15 protein-coding genes and 1 riboswitch are annotated in these 15,452 nt (G+C 54.9%); of the genes, 11 read left to right on the forward strand and 4 right to left on the reverse strand.

Features of this window, described 5'->3' with window-relative positions; translation table 11 throughout:
- Positions 1-3: 3 nt before the first annotated feature.
- Positions 4-3,111 (forward strand): efflux RND transporter permease subunit, encoded by a 3,108-nt coding sequence (locus ACFO3I_RS06205; protein WP_377332617.1) that lies wholly within the window; start codon positions 4-6, stop codon positions 3,109-3,111.
- Between the two features lie 425 nt (positions 3,112-3,536).
- Here the strand turns inward: ACFO3I_RS06205 and ACFO3I_RS06210 are convergent, their stop codons facing one another.
- Positions 3,537-4,286, reverse strand: a complete 750-nt coding sequence (locus tag ACFO3I_RS06210; protein WP_377332619.1) for a substrate-binding periplasmic protein — start codon at positions 4,284-4,286, stop codon at positions 3,537-3,539.
- A gap of 133 nt (positions 4,287-4,419) precedes the next feature.
- Positions 4,420-4,552, forward strand: a riboswitch (cobalamin riboswitch).
- A gap of 116 nt (positions 4,553-4,668) precedes the next feature.
- Between ACFO3I_RS06210 and ACFO3I_RS06215 the strand changes: the two genes are divergently transcribed.
- The 9 genes from ACFO3I_RS06215 to ACFO3I_RS06255 all read left to right on the forward strand — a co-directional run bounded on the left by ACFO3I_RS06215 (position 4,669) and on the right by ACFO3I_RS06255 (position 11,708).
- Positions 4,669-5,445, forward strand: coding sequence for an ABC transporter ATP-binding protein (locus ACFO3I_RS06215; RefSeq protein WP_377332620.1), 777 nt, complete (start codon positions 4,669-4,671; stop codon positions 5,443-5,445).
- Entirely contained in the window at positions 5,442-6,407 is a 966-nt protein-coding gene (locus ACFO3I_RS06220; protein ID WP_377332621.1) for a FecCD family ABC transporter permease, read from the forward strand. Before ACFO3I_RS06215 ends, ACFO3I_RS06220 begins: the two co-directional genes overlap by 4 nt.
- Before the next feature lie 10 nt (positions 6,408-6,417).
- Positions 6,418-7,458 carry a nicotinate-nucleotide--dimethylbenzimidazole phosphoribosyltransferase gene (cobT, locus tag ACFO3I_RS06225; protein ID WP_377332623.1) on the forward strand — a complete coding sequence of 347 codons (1,041 nt, stop codon included), beginning with the start codon at positions 6,418-6,420 and terminating at the stop codon, positions 7,456-7,458.
- Positions 7,455-8,243, forward strand: coding sequence for an adenosylcobinamide-GDP ribazoletransferase (locus tag ACFO3I_RS06230; protein WP_377332625.1), 789 nt, complete (start codon positions 7,455-7,457; stop codon positions 8,241-8,243). The genes cobT and ACFO3I_RS06230 overlap by 4 nt, the downstream gene beginning before the upstream one ends.
- Positions 8,225-8,758 (forward strand): bifunctional adenosylcobinamide kinase/adenosylcobinamide-phosphate guanylyltransferase, encoded by a 534-nt coding sequence (cobU, locus tag ACFO3I_RS06235; protein WP_377332626.1) that lies wholly within the window; start codon positions 8,225-8,227, stop codon positions 8,756-8,758. The genes ACFO3I_RS06230 and cobU overlap by 19 nt, the downstream gene beginning before the upstream one ends.
- The gene (locus ACFO3I_RS06240; RefSeq protein ID WP_377332627.1) at positions 8,745-9,344 is read left to right on the forward strand and encodes a histidine phosphatase family protein; all 600 of its coding nucleotides are present in this window, start codon (positions 8,745-8,747) and stop codon (positions 9,342-9,344) included. The genes cobU and ACFO3I_RS06240 overlap by 14 nt, the downstream gene beginning before the upstream one ends.
- A gap of 13 nt (positions 9,345-9,357) precedes the next feature.
- Positions 9,358-9,960, forward strand: coding sequence for a cob(I)yrinic acid a,c-diamide adenosyltransferase (cobO, locus tag ACFO3I_RS06245; protein WP_377332629.1), 603 nt, complete (start codon positions 9,358-9,360; stop codon positions 9,958-9,960).
- Positions 9,957-10,784 carry a cobalamin-binding protein gene (locus ACFO3I_RS06250; protein ID WP_377332631.1) on the forward strand — a complete coding sequence of 276 codons (828 nt, stop codon included), beginning with the start codon at positions 9,957-9,959 and terminating at the stop codon, positions 10,782-10,784. The genes cobO and ACFO3I_RS06250 overlap by 4 nt, the downstream gene beginning before the upstream one ends.
- Positions 10,785-11,084: 300 nt before the next feature.
- Positions 11,085-11,708, forward strand: a complete 624-nt coding sequence (locus tag ACFO3I_RS06255) for a DUF5610 domain-containing protein (protein ID WP_377332633.1) — start codon at positions 11,085-11,087, stop codon at positions 11,706-11,708.
- A gap of 3 nt (positions 11,709-11,711) precedes the next feature.
- Here the strand turns inward: ACFO3I_RS06255 and ACFO3I_RS06260 are convergent, their stop codons facing one another.
- Positions 11,712-12,551 carry a hypothetical protein gene (locus ACFO3I_RS06260; protein ID WP_377332635.1) on the reverse strand — a complete coding sequence of 280 codons (840 nt, stop codon included), beginning with the start codon at positions 12,549-12,551 and terminating at the stop codon, positions 11,712-11,714.
- A complete protein-coding gene (locus ACFO3I_RS06265; protein ID WP_377332636.1) occupies positions 12,542-12,919 on the reverse strand; it encodes a PH domain-containing protein in 378 nt (125 codons plus the stop codon). The genes ACFO3I_RS06260 and ACFO3I_RS06265 overlap by 10 nt, the downstream gene beginning before the upstream one ends.
- A gap of 122 nt (positions 12,920-13,041) precedes the next feature.
- On the opposite strand from ACFO3I_RS06265, the gene msrA reads away from it, so the two are divergent.
- Positions 13,042-13,560, forward strand: coding sequence for a peptide-methionine (S)-S-oxide reductase MsrA (msrA, locus tag ACFO3I_RS06270; RefSeq protein WP_377332637.1), 519 nt, complete (start codon positions 13,042-13,044; stop codon positions 13,558-13,560).
- 77 nt (positions 13,561-13,637) lie between these two features.
- Here msrA and ACFO3I_RS06275 read toward each other — a convergent pair whose 3' ends face one another.
- On the reverse strand, positions 13,638-15,428 hold the full coding sequence (locus tag ACFO3I_RS06275) for a TonB-dependent receptor domain-containing protein (RefSeq protein ID WP_377332638.1): 1,791 nt from the start codon (positions 15,426-15,428) through the stop codon (positions 13,638-13,640).
- Positions 15,429-15,452: the final 24 nt, after the last annotated feature.

Genomic DNA, 15,452 nt, shown 5'->3' on the forward strand with positions numbered 1-15,452 from the left:
GTTATGTGGTTATCTGATGTCTCAGTGAAACGTCCTGTCTTTGCGACAGTGATGAACCTGCTCCTGCTGATCTTCGGTATCGTCTGCTTTAGCATGCTGCCGCTGCGCGAGTTTCCCGATATTGACTCGCCTATCGTCACTGTCAGCACCGATTACCCTGGTGCGTCGGCAGAAATTGTGGAAACCAAAATTACCCAGCCGATTGAAGATCGGATCTCCGGGGTGGAAGGCATTAAGAACATCACGTCGAACAGCCGTGATGGCCGCTCCAATGTCACCATCGAGTTTAATATCAACCGCGATATAGACGCCGCCGCCAATGATGTGCGGGAACGGGTGTCCCGTATTCTGGATAATCTGCCCGACCAGGCCTACCCGCCCGAAGTCTTTAAAGCCGATGGCGACGACGACACCATTGCCTGGTTTGTACTGAACAGCGAGACCATGACCAGTCTGGAGCTGTCCGACTATGCCGACCGCTACATTGTCGAACGTTTTTCGGTGGTCGACGGGGTGGCGCGTATTCAGATTGGTGGCGAACGCCGGTATGCCATGCGAATTTGGCTGGACAAAGACGCCATGGCCGCCCGTGGCGTCACAGTGCAGGACATTGAAACTGTGCTGCGCAATGAAAACGTCGAGCTGCCGGCCGGCGAAATTAAATCGCAGGAACGGGACTTTACCGTGCGGGTGGTACGCACCTACAAAACCCAGCAGGATTTCCGCCGTCTGGCGATTAAACGCGGCGCCGACAATTACATTGTGCGCTTAGGCGAAGTCGCCAATGTGATTTTAAGTTCGGAAGACGAAGAAAGTGAATTCCGTGGCGACGGCAAAAACCTGCTTGGCATCGGCATTATTAAACAGTCCAAGGCCAATACGCTGGATGTGGTGCGTAATGCCCGCGCTGAGATGGAGAAAATTAAAGAAAGCCTGCCCGCCGGCACCACCATTGAACCAGGCTATGATTCGTCGCTCTTTATCGCCGAATCCATTCATGAGGTGTACAACACGCTCGCCATCGCGATGCTGATGGTGGTGTTGGTGATCTTCATGTTCCTTGGCAACCTGCGCGCGACCTTTATTCCGGCCATTACGGTGCCTGTCGCACTGGTGGCCGCCGTGACCGTGCTGTTTGCGCTGGATTTCTCCATTAACCTGCTGACCCTGCTGGCCATGGTGCTGGCGATAGGTCTGGTGGTGGACGACTCCATCGTGGTGCTGGAGAATATTTACCGCCGCATTGAGCAAGGCGAAGCGCCACTGCTTGCGGCTTATCGCGGTACCCGCGAAGTTGGTTTTGCCGTTATCGCCACCACCCTGGTGCTGATTTCAGTCTTTGTGCCTTTGGTCTTTATGCAAGGCGAGCTGGGGAAACTTTTTACCGAATTTGCGCTGGCCGTTGCGGCGGCCGTGGCCTTCTCCGCATTGACCGCCCTCACCCTCTCACCAATGCTGGCCAGTAAACTACTGAAACACCAAAAACGCGAGTCGCGCTTCAGTGCTGCCATGCACAAAGGCTTTCATGCGCTGGAAGCCGGTTACCGCAACCAGCTGGAAATGGTGACTCAAACACGCTGGCCCACCTTTGCCGTGCTGCTGCTCAGTCTGGTCGCCAGCGTGCTGCTGCTCAAAATGCTGCCAGGTGAGCTGGCACCGCAAGAAGACCGCGGCACCTTCTTCGTCAATATGAATGGTGCTGAAGGCGCCAGCTATCAGAACAACAGCAAAAACATGCGGTTGATTGAAGATGTGCTGATGCCCTACTACCAGAATGGTGAATTTAACCGCTTGTTGATCCGGGTACCTGGCTGGGGCAACAGTGGCGGCGTCGCGATTGTCGGCACTGAGAACTGGAATAATGGCAAACGCCGCACCTCGGAACTGATGCAGGAAGTGGCTGGCAAGCTGAATGAACTGCCGGATATCAAAGCCTTTACCTTTATGCGCAGTGGCTTAGGCGGCGGCCGCGGTGGTGGCCGTCCTGTGCAGTTCGTGATTCAGGGCAACACCTATGAAGAGCTGTCGCGCTGGCGGGATATTGTGCTGGAAAAAGCAGCCGCCAATCCAAACCTGCAAATGTTGGATCATGACTACAAAGAGACGGTGCCGCAGGTGCTGGTTGAAATTAACAGTGAACGCGCCGCCGACTTAGGCATCTCGGTTGGCGCCGTAGGACGGGCGTTAGAAGCCATGTTGGGCGGCCGTCGTGTCACCACCTTCCTCGACCGCGGCAAAGAATATGATGTGCTGCTCGAAGGCGAAGACAAAGACTTTGCCCGCCCCGGCGCTATCAGCAATGTCTATGTGCGTGCCACTGAGTCTGGTCAGTTGATCCCGCTGGACAACCTGGTCACCTTAAAAGAAGAAGCCACGACTTCGGCACTGAACCGCTACAACAGAATGCGTGCTGTCACTATTACCGCAGGTCTGGCACCCGGCTATAGCCTGGGCGAAGCGCTGGAGTTTCTGGAAACCGTGGTGAAAGAGAATATCGAAGGCACCGTTGGTATCGACTATAAAAACGAGTCCTTGCTGTACAAAGAAAGCGGCGAATCCACAGCACTGATCTTTATGCTGGCCTTATTGGTGACCTACCTGGTACTGGCGGCTCAATTCGAAAGCTTTATTCACCCGCTGGTGATTATGTTGACGGTGCCGCTGGGATTAGTCGGTGCGCTGGCTGGTTTGTATCTGGCCGGGATGACGCTGAATATCTACAGCCAGATTGGTCTGGTGATGCTGATTGGTCTGGTGGCGAAAAACGGCATTCTGATTGTCGAATTCGCCAACCAGTTGCGCGATGCCGGTGTGGCCTTTGAAGAGGCGATCAAAAGAGCAGCAGCGCTGCGCTTACGCCCTATCGTAATGACCGCCTTTACCACAGTGATGAGCGCAATCCCGCTGATCGTCACCACAGGGCCGGGCTCAGAAAGCCGGATGGTGATTGGGATGGTGATTTTTGCCGGCGTTGGCATTGCCACCTTACTGACCATTTACGTGGTGCCTGTGGCCTATATGGTGCTGGCGAAACACACCGGCTCTCCGGAGCAGTTGAGCCGGGAGCTGGACATACTGGAGCAACAAGCCGGGCCGGAAAAGCTGGATTAACAGCGACAAAGAAGCAAAAAAAGCCGTCTGTTGACTAATGCCAGTCAGTTAAGCTGACTGGCATTATTTTTTACGGTGCAGTATCAGGATTCCCCTGAACTAAAACAATAAACTAACAGAGTCTATCCAAAACGAGGGAAGGCAAAGAACTAAGCAGCCCCTGTGAGGGTGATTGCGGGCTTTCGATAAGCCAACAATTTGGCTTATCGCCGCAGGAACGCCTTTGGCTCCGCAAAAGGCCTGATGCCGAACAACACGCTACGCTGCCCCCCAGGGATGGGTTTACGGCGTGGCTGCGTGGGCTTTGCCTTTTCCGCTGCAGCTGAACCAAGCTAGTGAATAGATAAGCAGTTTTTGCATAAAAACTGCTTATCTGACTGGCATTACGTCTGTTGACGGCTTTTTTACCTGACTTCGAACACTATTTACCAGCGCATCGCCTGAATACGGCTGACTTCGCCGCTTTGTTCCATCTGCTGCCACGCCTGTTGCAGGCTGTCCAGCTGGGCTGCCGTCAGCGCCTTTTTACTAAAACCAAAGTACACCGGGCTTTGGTACACCAGCAGCAGTTTTTGGTAGTTGTTGGCATCCTGGTAGCCTTTGTGCTGCCAGTAATCCAGCACGCTTTCATCTTCCAGAATGGCATTCACCCGTTTCGCCCTGAGTAGCGCCAGCTTGTCCTGAATGCCGCTGATCACCACCAGTTGGCGGGCGAAGGCAGGCTGTTGTTTCAGCTGATCAAACTCCTCACCGTAGTAGGCGCCATTGAGCTCAGCAATGCGGCCGTAATCCAGCTGCCCAGCCAATTGCTGCATCGACTGAATAGGCGGCAACTGCTTAGGGTCACCAATTAACCAAATCCGTTCGGTATGATGAGGCCCGATAAACACCACATCCTGTTCCCGGCTTTTGGTTTTACTCATCTGACTGACCACAGACAACTCGCCGCTTTTTAACTGCTGCAGTGAGCGCAACCAGGGGCTGTTGACATAACGCAACTGACAACCGCTTTTTTCAGCCAGCCGCTGCAACAAGGCCACACTCTGTCCTGTCCATTCCGAGCCTTGCTGCATCAGATGCGGCGGAAACTCCGCCTCGACGGCAAAAGACAGCTCACATGCAGGCACAGCCCGCGCTGCCACCATTGTCCCTATCAACAACCAAAGTAAGCGCACAACCCAATTCCATATTCTCTGTTCCACCGGTTACTATGGCAGCGTGCCCGGCAAAGCGCCAGAGCCCAGACATCGGAAAAAACCGTTTAGGGTCAGATATTTTCAGTGACCGTGCTGTGGTCAGCTGCTAGACTGGCGTCCAGCTGAAAATGGGTGTCAGGCCAGTCCTGACTTCACAGGGAAAGAGGTGAAAATCCTCTGCTGTACCCGCAACTGTAAACTGCCCCGCAGTGAGCCAGATCGCCTGCCCTTTTCAGTTCAAAGGCGCTGCGTAAGCAGTCCACAGTGCGGGTCTACACTGTGCCGTCATTTTGCAGAATAGCTCTGCCTGCGGCTGGTGTTCACACCCACGTCACTTGGGTGTATCAATCAAGGACAACAGTTGGCTCTGGTACGATTTAAACAAGTCCGGCTTGAACTACAGCAACAAGCGGTACTGCATTCCGTTAGTTTTGAGCTGCAGGAGCGACAGTTTGTCGGCCTGATCGGCCCCAATGGTGCAGGCAAAACCTCGTTGCTTCGGCTGTTGCAGGCCGAATACCAGCCAACCAGCGGCCAGATTGAGCTGGACCAGCAACCTCTTCAACAGTACAGCCGGCCAGAGCTGGCCAGGCAGGTTGCAGTGGTCAGCCAGTTGCCTGGGCATTTATTCGATTTAACAGTGCAGGATGTGGTCCTGATGGGGCTGATCCCTCACAAAAAGCTGTGGCAAAGCACCAGCGCAGCGGACTACCAGCTGCTGCAACAGCAGTTAGACCGAGTGGGCCTGCTGCACAAACAGCAGCAGCCGTTTGCCCGTTTGTCTGGTGGCGAACAACAACGGGCCCTGCTTGCCAGAGCCCTGCTGCAACAACCGAGGTTGCTGTTGCTGGATGAACCAACCAATCACCTCGACCCTTATTACCAGCACCAGATGATGCAGTTGTGCAAAGCGCTGGGCATTGCGGTTATAGCCAGTATTCACGATTTAAACCTTGCGTCCTGTTACTGTGACCGGCTGTTATTGTTGCATCAGGGCCAGTTAGTGGCCGATGGCCCGGTGGAGCAGGTGCTGACCACCGAGGTGCTGCAGCCGGTGTTTCGCAGCTATTGCCTCGTTGATCAGAACCCATTTTTAGCCAAACCCCGCGTCAACTTTGGCCATCCGGAGTGGTTATGACACAGAAACTCCGTTGGGGACTGCTACTGCTGGCACTGTTGGCTGTGCCTGTATGTTCATTGCTGACCGGGCCTTTGGCGCTCAGCTGGTCTGCGCTCTGGCAGGCCCCTGACCCAATGACCGCCACTGTGCTGTGGCAAATCCGGCTGCCGCGTATTTTATTGGCGATGGTGGCAGGTGCCGGCCTGGCGCTTTGCGGCGCTTTGCTGCAGAACTGCTGTCGGAACTCGCTGGCCGATCCTTATCTGTTTGGTGTGGTTTCAGGCGCTGCCTTAGGCGCCACACTGCACCAGCTGGTGCTGCCGCACTGGCCAGGGGCTTTGGCATTTTCTGCTTTTGCCGGTTCAAGCCTGGCCATTTTGCTGGTGCTAGTGATCAGCCGACTGGGCTCTGGCCAACGGCTGGAAACGCTGCTGCTTTGTGGTGTGGCCATCAGTTTTTTATTCAGTGCCTTGTCCAGCGCTCTGCTGTATATCTCAGAGCCCTTTGCCGCCAATCGGGTGATGTTTTGGTTGCTCGGCAGCCTGGCCCAGGCCAGTTATGCCGATTTACAACTCAGTGTGCCATTGCTGTTAGTGCTGCTGGCTGTCAGCCTGCTGTTTCGCCGCCAGCTTGACGCTTTGCTGCTGACTGACGAAAGCGCCCGCAGCCTGGGCGTACCTGTGACTGCGCTGCGGCTGATGCTGTTGCTTGGCTGCGCAGCCCTGACGGCCGTCATTGTCGCCTGTTGTGGCGGCATCGCCTTTATTGGTCTGATGGTGCCCCACCTGGTGCGCCGGCTGTTTGGTCTGTCGAGCATTGCCCTGGTTCTGGGTGCTACAGGCCTGGGTGCGGTATTTTTATTAGCAGTCGACACTTTGTCCCGCTCTGCTTTTCCCAGCCAGGAACTGCCGGTTGGCGTACTGACATCCGCGATAGGCAGTGTGTTTTTTTTCAGTTTAGTGCTCAGGCAAAAGCTCTGAGGAGAGCCCGATGACCTTTGATATCCAGGTGCTGGACCACAGTAAAGCCCCCGCTATCCAACAGCGGATCGATCAGAAAACCAAACCGCTGGGCGCCTTGGGCCAACTGGAAACGCTGGCGTTGCAACTGGCGCTGATGCAGCAACAGCAACATTTACAACGTCAGGCGCCGCTTTTGTTGATTTTCGCCGGCGACCATGGCATCAACCGGCACCAGCTCAGTATTGCGCCAAGCATAGTCACCACCCAAATGGTGCATAATTTTCTCAGTGGCGGCGCCGCAGCCAATTGTTTTTGCCGCAGTTTTGCGGTGGATTTAATGGTCGTCGACTGCGGCATTCTGACCGATTTGCCAGCACAGCCCGGATTCATTAAACAGCGTCTTGGCGAGAGCACGCAGGATTTCAGCCTGCAGCCAGCCATGAGCCTTGAGCAAGCCAACAGCGGAGTCCAGCTGGGTTACGAGCTGGCCCGCTCGCAATTGAATTCAGGCTATGATCTGTTGCTGCTGGGTGAAATGGGCATCGCCAATACCAGCAGTGCCGCCGCGTTGCTTTGTGCAGCAACGGATATTCCACTGTACAGCTGCGTGGGTTTTGGTACCGGCATCAGCCCGGAGCAATACCAACGCAAAGTCAGCCTGATTGAGCTGGCGCTGTCGCGCCCTTACGCCAAAGACCCCGTCAGCTTGTTGGCTGAATTTGGCGGCTTTGAAATTGCTCAGCTGACTGGTGCCATCCTTGGCGGTGCCAGCCGGGGTTGCCCTGTAGTGATCGACGGTTTTATTGTCACAGTCGCTGCCATTCTGGCCTGCCAGCTTGACCCGGCCTGCCGCGATTACCTGATTTTCGCTCACCAGGGCGCAGAAACCGGCCACAGAGCAGCCCTGACCCAACTAGAAGCCTCTCCGCTGCTGGACTTGTCATTACGGCTAGGCGAAGGCACTGGTGCCGTGTTGGCCTGGCCGTTAATTCAGGCTGCGCAGAGTTTTTTTAATGAGATGGCCAGCTTCGAAAGCGCAGCCGTAACCGACGTGGTCAGTCAGCCATGAGTGTTCTGCTTCGGCAATGGCAGCTGTTTTTGCTAGCGCTGGCGTTTTTCAGCCGCTTGCCGGTGCCTGCCAGCCTGCCCTACAGCGCCGAACGGCTAAATCAGTCCAGTCGTTATATTTGTCTGGTCGGTTGGTTGCTGGGTGCGCTGCAAGCGCTTCTGCTGCTCGCGTTGCTGCAGCTTTTTAGCCCGGCTATTGCCGTGTTGCTGATGCTGCTGGCAGGCCTCATCCTCACCGGCGTATTTCATGAGGACGGCCTGGCGGATACCGCCGATGCGCTGGGAGGTGGCCAGACACTGGAGCAGAAGCTCAGCATTTTAAAAGACAGCCGCATTGGCAGTTACGGCACCGCAGCTTTTGTGTTGGTAATGCTGCTCAAGTGGCAAAGTTTACAGGAGCTGGCGGGCGAGGCGGTCCGGGCTGTGCTGGTGGTGGCGACGTTATCCCGCCTGATGCCGGTGCTGCTGATGAGTAGCCTAAACTATCAGCAAGCTGATGCGGTCAGTAAAACCAAACCGCTGGTGACCAAAACCAGCAGTCGGAACCTTGCGCTGAACCTGCTGGTGGTCTTGCTGCCGATGCTGTGGCTACCCTGGTCGCTCAGCCTTAGCTTAGTGGCAGTGCTGCTGCTTGGGTTTTTATTGTGCCGGCGCTACTTCCAGTCACAACTCGGCGGCTACACCGGTGATTTATTGGGTGCGTCGCAGCAAGTGACGGAGGTCGCCTTGTATCTGGTCTGGTTACTGGTTTCCACAAGGAGTTCGGCATGGCCACATCTACTCTGATCCTCGGCGGTTCCCGTAGCGGAAAATCTGCGTTTGCTGAACAGTTGCTTGCCTCGGCTGAGGATGTATTTTATCTCGCCACAGCCACCGCCGTGGACGATGAAATGACCCAGCGGATTTTGCAGCACCAGCAGCAAAGACCCGGCCACTGGACTGTACTGGAGGTGCCGTTATTGCTGACCGAAACCCTGCAATCCTTATCGGGTCAGCATGCCACTGTGCTGGTTGATTGCCTGACACTCTGGCTGAATAACCAGCTGTATCGGTCTCCGGAGCAAGACTTTCGTCAATTACGCCAACGACTGGCCGACGCAGTGACCAGCTTTGACGGCCGGCTGGTGCTGGTTAGCAATGAAGTCGGTGCCGGTGTGATCCCGCTGGGGCCAATCAACCGCCGCTTTGTTGATGAACAGGGTTGGCTTAACCAACAACTGGCCGCCTGTTGTGATCAGGTGGTGCTGGTCTGTGCCGGTTTACCGCTTTACCTCAAAGGTCAGCCTGATGCAGCAAATTGATTTAGTCCGGCATGGTCCGGTCGACAGCCCGGCAGGCTTGTTCGGTCACACCGATATTGCGTTAGCCGAAACAAACCCGGTCTGCCTGCACTGGCTGGCAGAGCAACACTACCACCGTGTGGTCAGTTCGCCATTACAGCGCTGTCACACAACAGCCCGGCAACAGGCCAACCGATTGCAGCTGGCTGAGACAACTGAACCGCTGCTCAAAGAAATGCACTTTGGCCGCTGGGACGGCATGCAGTACTCTGAACAGCACCCGGACTGGCCAGCACTCTGTCAGTTCTGGCAAAACCCATTGCAGCACAACCCGCCGGATGGCGAGACACTGCAAGAGTTTATTCAGCGGGTGCAACAAGGTTTTGAGCTGCAAAGCCAGTGGCAGCAAGGTCGCCAGCTGTGGCTGGTGCACGCCGGCGTGATCCGGGTGATCCTGGCCGCCATCTTAGCCATACCTCAACAGCACCTGCCCTGGTGGCAACAATTGTCGGTCGGCTATGGCAGTGTCAGCCGTATTCGCCGCCTGACCCCAGATTCGCCCTGGCAGCTGCTGTGTATGGCTGCACCGCTTCCCCCATCCGATTAAGAGACAGAGCCTTATGGATCAGAACTACAAACAACAACGCCACAAAGAGCGTCAGCAACAACTTAAAGCTGAGGTGGATAAAAAAATCAGCGCCGCCACCCAAGACAAAGCGCTGATGCTGGTATTAACCGGCGATGGCAAAGGCAAATCCACCGCAGGATTCGGCACTGTCGCCCGGGCTGTAGGCCACGGCCTGAACGCCGCCGTGGTGCAATTTATCAAAGGCAGCTGGGACTGCGGTGAACGCAACCTGCTGCAGCAGCATGGCGTGGAGTTTGCCGTGATGGCCACCGGCTTTACCTGGGAAACGCAAAACCGCGACGCTGACATTGCTGCCGCCGAGCAGGTTTGGGCCCAAGCGGAAGCCTTCTTAAAAAACGACCAACTGCAACTGGTGCTGCTGGACGAGCTGACGTACATGCTGAGTTACCACTATCTGGATCTCGACCGGGTGATCCAGGCGATAGAACAACGCCCAGCCACTCAGCATCTGGTGATCACCGGTCGCAACTGCCACCGGCGTTTAATTGAGATGGCCGATACCGTCAGTGAAATTCAGAATATCAAACACGCCTTTGATGCCGGCATTCAGGTGCAAAAAGGAGTGGACTGGTGAGAACCTTCATTTGCCTGGCCGCCTTGCTGGCCTTTCAGGTGCAGGCACAAGCGCAGCGCATTGTGGCGCTGTCACCGCATTTGGTCGAGCAGCTGTATAGCATTGGTGCTGGCGACAGTCTGGTCGCCGCCACTGAACATGCTGATTACCCGGCTGCGGCGAAACAGTTGCCACGGGTTGGCAACTATATGCAGCTCAATGTTGAGCAAATTCTGCTGCTCAAACCAGATCTGGTGTTGGCCTGGACGGATGGTAATCCTGCCGCCGATATCAGCCGTTTGCGGGCACTCGGGCTGAATTTGGTGGAATCTAACCCGCGCCAGCTTGACGATATCGCCAAAGAGCTGCGCCTGTTGGGTCAACTCACCGGCCACACAGAGCAGGCCGGGCAACAAGCCGATGCCTTTGAACAGCAACTGGCCACACTCAGAGCCCGCTATCAGCAGCAAAGCAAAGTCCGGGTCTTCTATGAGTTATGGGCCGACCCGCTGTCGACTGTGGCCAACCAGGCCTGGCCGCAACAGCAACTGGCACTTTGTGGCGCCGAAAACCCCTTTGCTAACGCCACAGGTGACTACCCCACAGTGGGGCTGGAGCAGGTACTGGTCAGCCAGCCGCAATTGATTATTCAGCCCAATTCCGCTGAGGAGAAGCGCTCGTTATTTGACTGGTCACGCTGGAAAGAGCTGCCCGCTGTGAAATACCAGCAGTTCAGCACACCCAATTCGGACCTACTGCACCGCACCACCACCCGTATGCTCAGTGGCACAGAGCAGCTTTGTCAGGATATTGATAAAGCCCGCAAGTTTTACCAGACCCATTAGGCCACGTCCTTTAAGGTTGGCCTTGCGGTCAACCAAAGCTCCCGGCTTTTTTAGCGCCACCTTCCCTGGCGGCGCCCCTTGGGGTTGCGCTTCGCGCAATGAAAAATTGCTCCCGGCAATTTTTTGTGAAGATCCGTCCTTGGTCTTCCCCCTGCGGGCCGTTGCTTCGCAACGTCAAAAATTGCTCCCGGCAATTTTTTGCCACCCCGGGTTAAAGTTTTGCCGGTGATGGCCGAAACAAGGATACAACCCAGGCGTGGTCTGGCTATACTGACCACAGTCACAGCACAGGAGAGCTTTATGTCGTCCATCAATAGCCTGAGCAACAGCAACGCTCAGTCCGCTAACAGCAGCAATGCCACTGAAGAAAGCAAAGACAAAAAGCTCACTGGCTTCGAGCAGTCCCGGCTCAACAAACAACAGCTCAACGCCTCCATTATGGAAAGCCAGCTCAATCTGACCACGGGCGACGAGAGCAACTCCTTAAAGCTGCTGTACAAAACCGCTTTAGAAGGCATTAACAAAGAGCTGGAAGAAGAATTTGGCCCCAATGCGGCGCAAAAGATTAAACAAAGTGAGGTCGACACCTCACCAGAAGCCACCGCAGACCGCATCGTCAGCTTTGCAACGGCGTTTTATCAGAAATACAAAGAACAAACTCCGGACATGACAGAAGAAGAGCGGCTGGATAAATTTTTATCCATCGTCGGTGGCGGCGTCGACACAGGCTTTAAAGATGCCCGCGACATTCTGGATGGCCTTGGCGTATTAAGCGGTAAAGTGGCCGATGATATCGATAAAACCTACAGCCTGATCCAGGACGGTTTTGCCCGCTTCCGCGAATCTATTCTGAATCCCAACAAGGACGACGAACTGGCAACTGAAGTTGCCGCGAACACCAAAGACGAACTGACTAAAAGTTAAGTACTACCAGTGAAGGAGCCGGTACAGACTGGCCGGCTTATACCCCACTTCACTGCTCAGCCACAGCTGCCCTGCTGGGTCCACACAGGCTCCCTCCACTTGTGTGTCCACTGGCAGCTGTTGCTGTTTAATCAGCTTGCCTTCGCCATCCAGTAACGCCATCCAGACTTCAAATTTCCCTTGGATCATTTGCCAGAACCGCTGCTGGGGTGGCGCATAACCAACCAGCACTAGCTGATCCGTTCCAGGTACAGCACTGGCATCCGTCACCAAAAACGGTAGCGTCACTTCATAACGCGGTTGCGGCAAGGATTGCTCTGGTGCCGAGCTGTTGATTGGGTAAAAACGCGCGGTCAGACTCTTCCAACTTTTGCTCACCAGCCAGAGTTGTTGCTGCCAGTACACCAGGCTTTCAAAATCTACATCATGCTGGTACGGCAGACTGCTGCTCTCAGGCATCCGGATCCGGATGCGTTGTTCCGGTTTTAACTGCCGGTTCAGGCCGTACAGCTGCAGCTCAGAGCGGCTGCCATCGTTGTTGCCAACATCCGCCAGCCACAAGACATCCCCTGCCCAAGCCAACGCCTCCCAGTCTCTGTTCGTCAGTTTCAGCGCTTGCTGGCGCTGCAACTGAGCGGAGAAACTGAGCTGAAATACTTCGGCTTTATTGCCGGAGTCATTCAGACTCCACAAGCTGCCGTGCTCACAACTAAGAGCTGAACTCTCCCCAAGAGCCACTGGCAAAGGCTGAACATTTAAAGACGATTCAGCCGCTGGTGTGGGTACGCAGCCCGACATCAGCGCCATCAGGCTGTAGCCGGCAATGGCGGACGTTAAGCGCAACAATACTGCACCAGCGCCTTTTGCACATCGAGAATGGAACTGTCTTTGCTGAAGGTTTTGACAATGGGGGCATCCGAACTGCTCAGCCAGATCTTTAAATCCGATTCCAAATCAAAGTGGCCTTTGGTTTCAGCGGCAAACCGCACTACAGCGCGGTAAGGCACCGACATAAACTCACGTTTGGAACCTGTCAGTCCCTGCTTGTCGACCAGGATCAACCGTCGGTCAGTAAACACGATCAGGTCGCGAACCACTTTATACGCCTGCCGCACTTTTTCATCCGCCAACAGAATTTGTTGTAAATCCTGCTCCACTTCTGCCAAATCAGCAGCCCCGGCATTGCCCAATAAAGCGCCTAACAAGCTCATACTCACCTCCATTGAAAACCCAAGCCTAAAGCAGCAAGGCCATGGCTGGCAAGACAGGCTTCATGCTGTTGATTGAATTCCGGTACACTAAGAACTATGTCCAGTTTGAATTGGGGATCACAATGGAAATTGCAACCTTTGGTGCCGGCTGTTTTTGGTGCATCGAATCGGCCTTTAATCAGCTCAAGGGCGTATCGGCACTCAGTGGTTATATGGGCGGCCATACTGCAACACCGGATTACCGCTCTGTTTGCAGTGGCACTACAGGCCATGCTGAAGTCGTTCAGGTTCAATTTGATCCGGCCATTATTCGCTATGACGACTTACTGCAGATTTTTTGGTTTTTACATGATCCAACCACGCTCAACCGTCAGGGTAATGATGAGGGCACTCAGTACCGCTCTGTGGTGTTTTACCATACCGATGCGCAGCGCCAGTTGGCTCTACAGTCAAAAGACGCAGAACAGCAGAGATTGCCGCAGCCCATTGTCACTGAATTTAGCCCGGCGGCAGTGTTCCACCCGGCTGAAGATTACCACCAGGGCTACTACGGGCAAAATCCGCACCAGCCCTATTGCAGCTTTTTGATCGCCCCAAAACTGGCGAAATTCCGCCAGCATTTTGCGGCATTATTGAAATAAATAGCAGTGGGGTCAGGTCTTGTATTTTGCATTGAAACGCAAAATACAAGACCTGACCCCACTGCCGACCCCACTGCTTAGAAGCGGCTAATCACCTGCAATGACCATTCGGAACCCGGCGCTGCATAACCTGGTACATACTGGTAATCTTTGTTGGTCAGGTTTTCCAGCTTCAGCGCCATTTCCCACTTCTGACTGGCTGTCCAGCTCAGGCCCGCATCCCACAAGGTAAAACCACCCTGTACCGGTGTGCTGTAGTCGCCTGTGGCAAAATCACTTTGGTAGCGGCTATTCACAAAAGCACGCCATTGTTGCCACTGGTAAGCCCCTTGCCAGAACAAGGTGTGGCGCGAACGTTTAATCAACCGCTCGTCGGTAATGTCATCTTTGGCATCTGTGTAGCTGTAGTTCAGTTGCTGGCTGAATGCCTGCCATTGCTGGGCCAGGCTTAATTCGGCACCCTGAATTTTGGCTTTACCTACGTTAGCTGGTAACCAGTTGCCCGACTCGTCCGGCGCCCATTGCACCAGGTTATCAACATCCTGCTGGTACAGGCTGCTGTCGAGCTGCCAGCTTTTACCGCTGTAGCGCAGACCTAACTCATGAGACAAGGCATGCTCTGGTTGCAGCAATGGATTGCCGCTGTACGGGTAATACAGGTCATTAAAAGACGGCGCTTTAAATGCCGTGGCACGACTCAGGCGCAGTTGCCAGTCGGCGGTTAGCTGATAACCCGCGGCCAGTTGATAGGTATTCTGATGCCCATACTGGCTCTGTTTATCATGGCGAACCGTCCCGTCCAGCAACCAGCCGACGTGCTGATAACTTAAACCGGCAAACAGCGCTTTATTGATGCGTGAGTCCACCTCGTAGCTGGTGCCATACACGTCTTCCTGATACCAGTTCACACCGGCAAGTGCTTTGAGCTCGTTGGTCAGACTCTGACTGTACTGATAATCCAGTTCATCACGACGGGTCTGAAACAGGCTGTCCGGGCTGTCGTTGCCAAAATTCAAATCGGCATTTTTCTGACGGGACAATTTCAGCTGTTGCTGGCTCTGGCCAGTGCTGTAGTTCCAGCCCAAGCTGGTCAGGTCGGTCTGGATATCGGCCTGATCAGTGCCGCCCCAGGTCGGGTCGGCATCGTACTGCAGGTCTTGCTGCAAACGCTGATGGTCCAGACTCCAGTCGCCAACACTGCTTTGATAAGCCGCAGCCACTTTGCCAAAACGCTGAACATAACCGTCTTCATCCGGCTGCGTTCCGGGGCGAATATCAAAACCATCGGCCCGGGCAACGCCCAGGTTCGCACTGAGGCTCAAATCGCCACTGCGCACTGACGTGGCAATATCAGCCTCTCTGTTGCCATAGCGGCCAGCTTTGACGGTCAGCTGGGTCTGTTCAGCCTTGCGGGTTGTGATGGCAATCACCCCTGAGACGGCATCAGACCCATACAAGGCGGCCTTTGGCCCCTTAATCACTTCTACCTGCTCAATTTGCTGCAAAGGCAGCTCAGCCAACGAGGCATACCCTAAGGTCGCTGCGCCAATACGGACACCATCAATCAGCACCAGGGTATGACCCGAAGCGCCCCCCCGAATATAGACGGAGCTGGCATGGCCTTTGCTGCCGTTACGGCTAATTTGCACTCCAGCGACTTGTGCCAGTAAGGCCGGCAAATCGACCACTTGCGCCTGCTCAATGGCCTGACGGTCCAGCACTACCACAGAGGAAAGTTGCTGGGCGACAGGGGCGGACTGACGATTGGCATACACCGTCAGATGTTCAAATGGATCCTGACCTGAATCGGCCAGAACAGTAAACGAAGACATAGCCACAGCTGTGGCCAACGCGGAATAACGCACCATGAAAAGACTCCTGCAGGACGCCCA

Origin of the sequence: Rheinheimera marina, assembly GCF_042654345.1 — a bacterium.
GTDB lineage: Bacteria > Pseudomonadota > Gammaproteobacteria > Enterobacterales > Alteromonadaceae > Pararheinheimera > Pararheinheimera marina.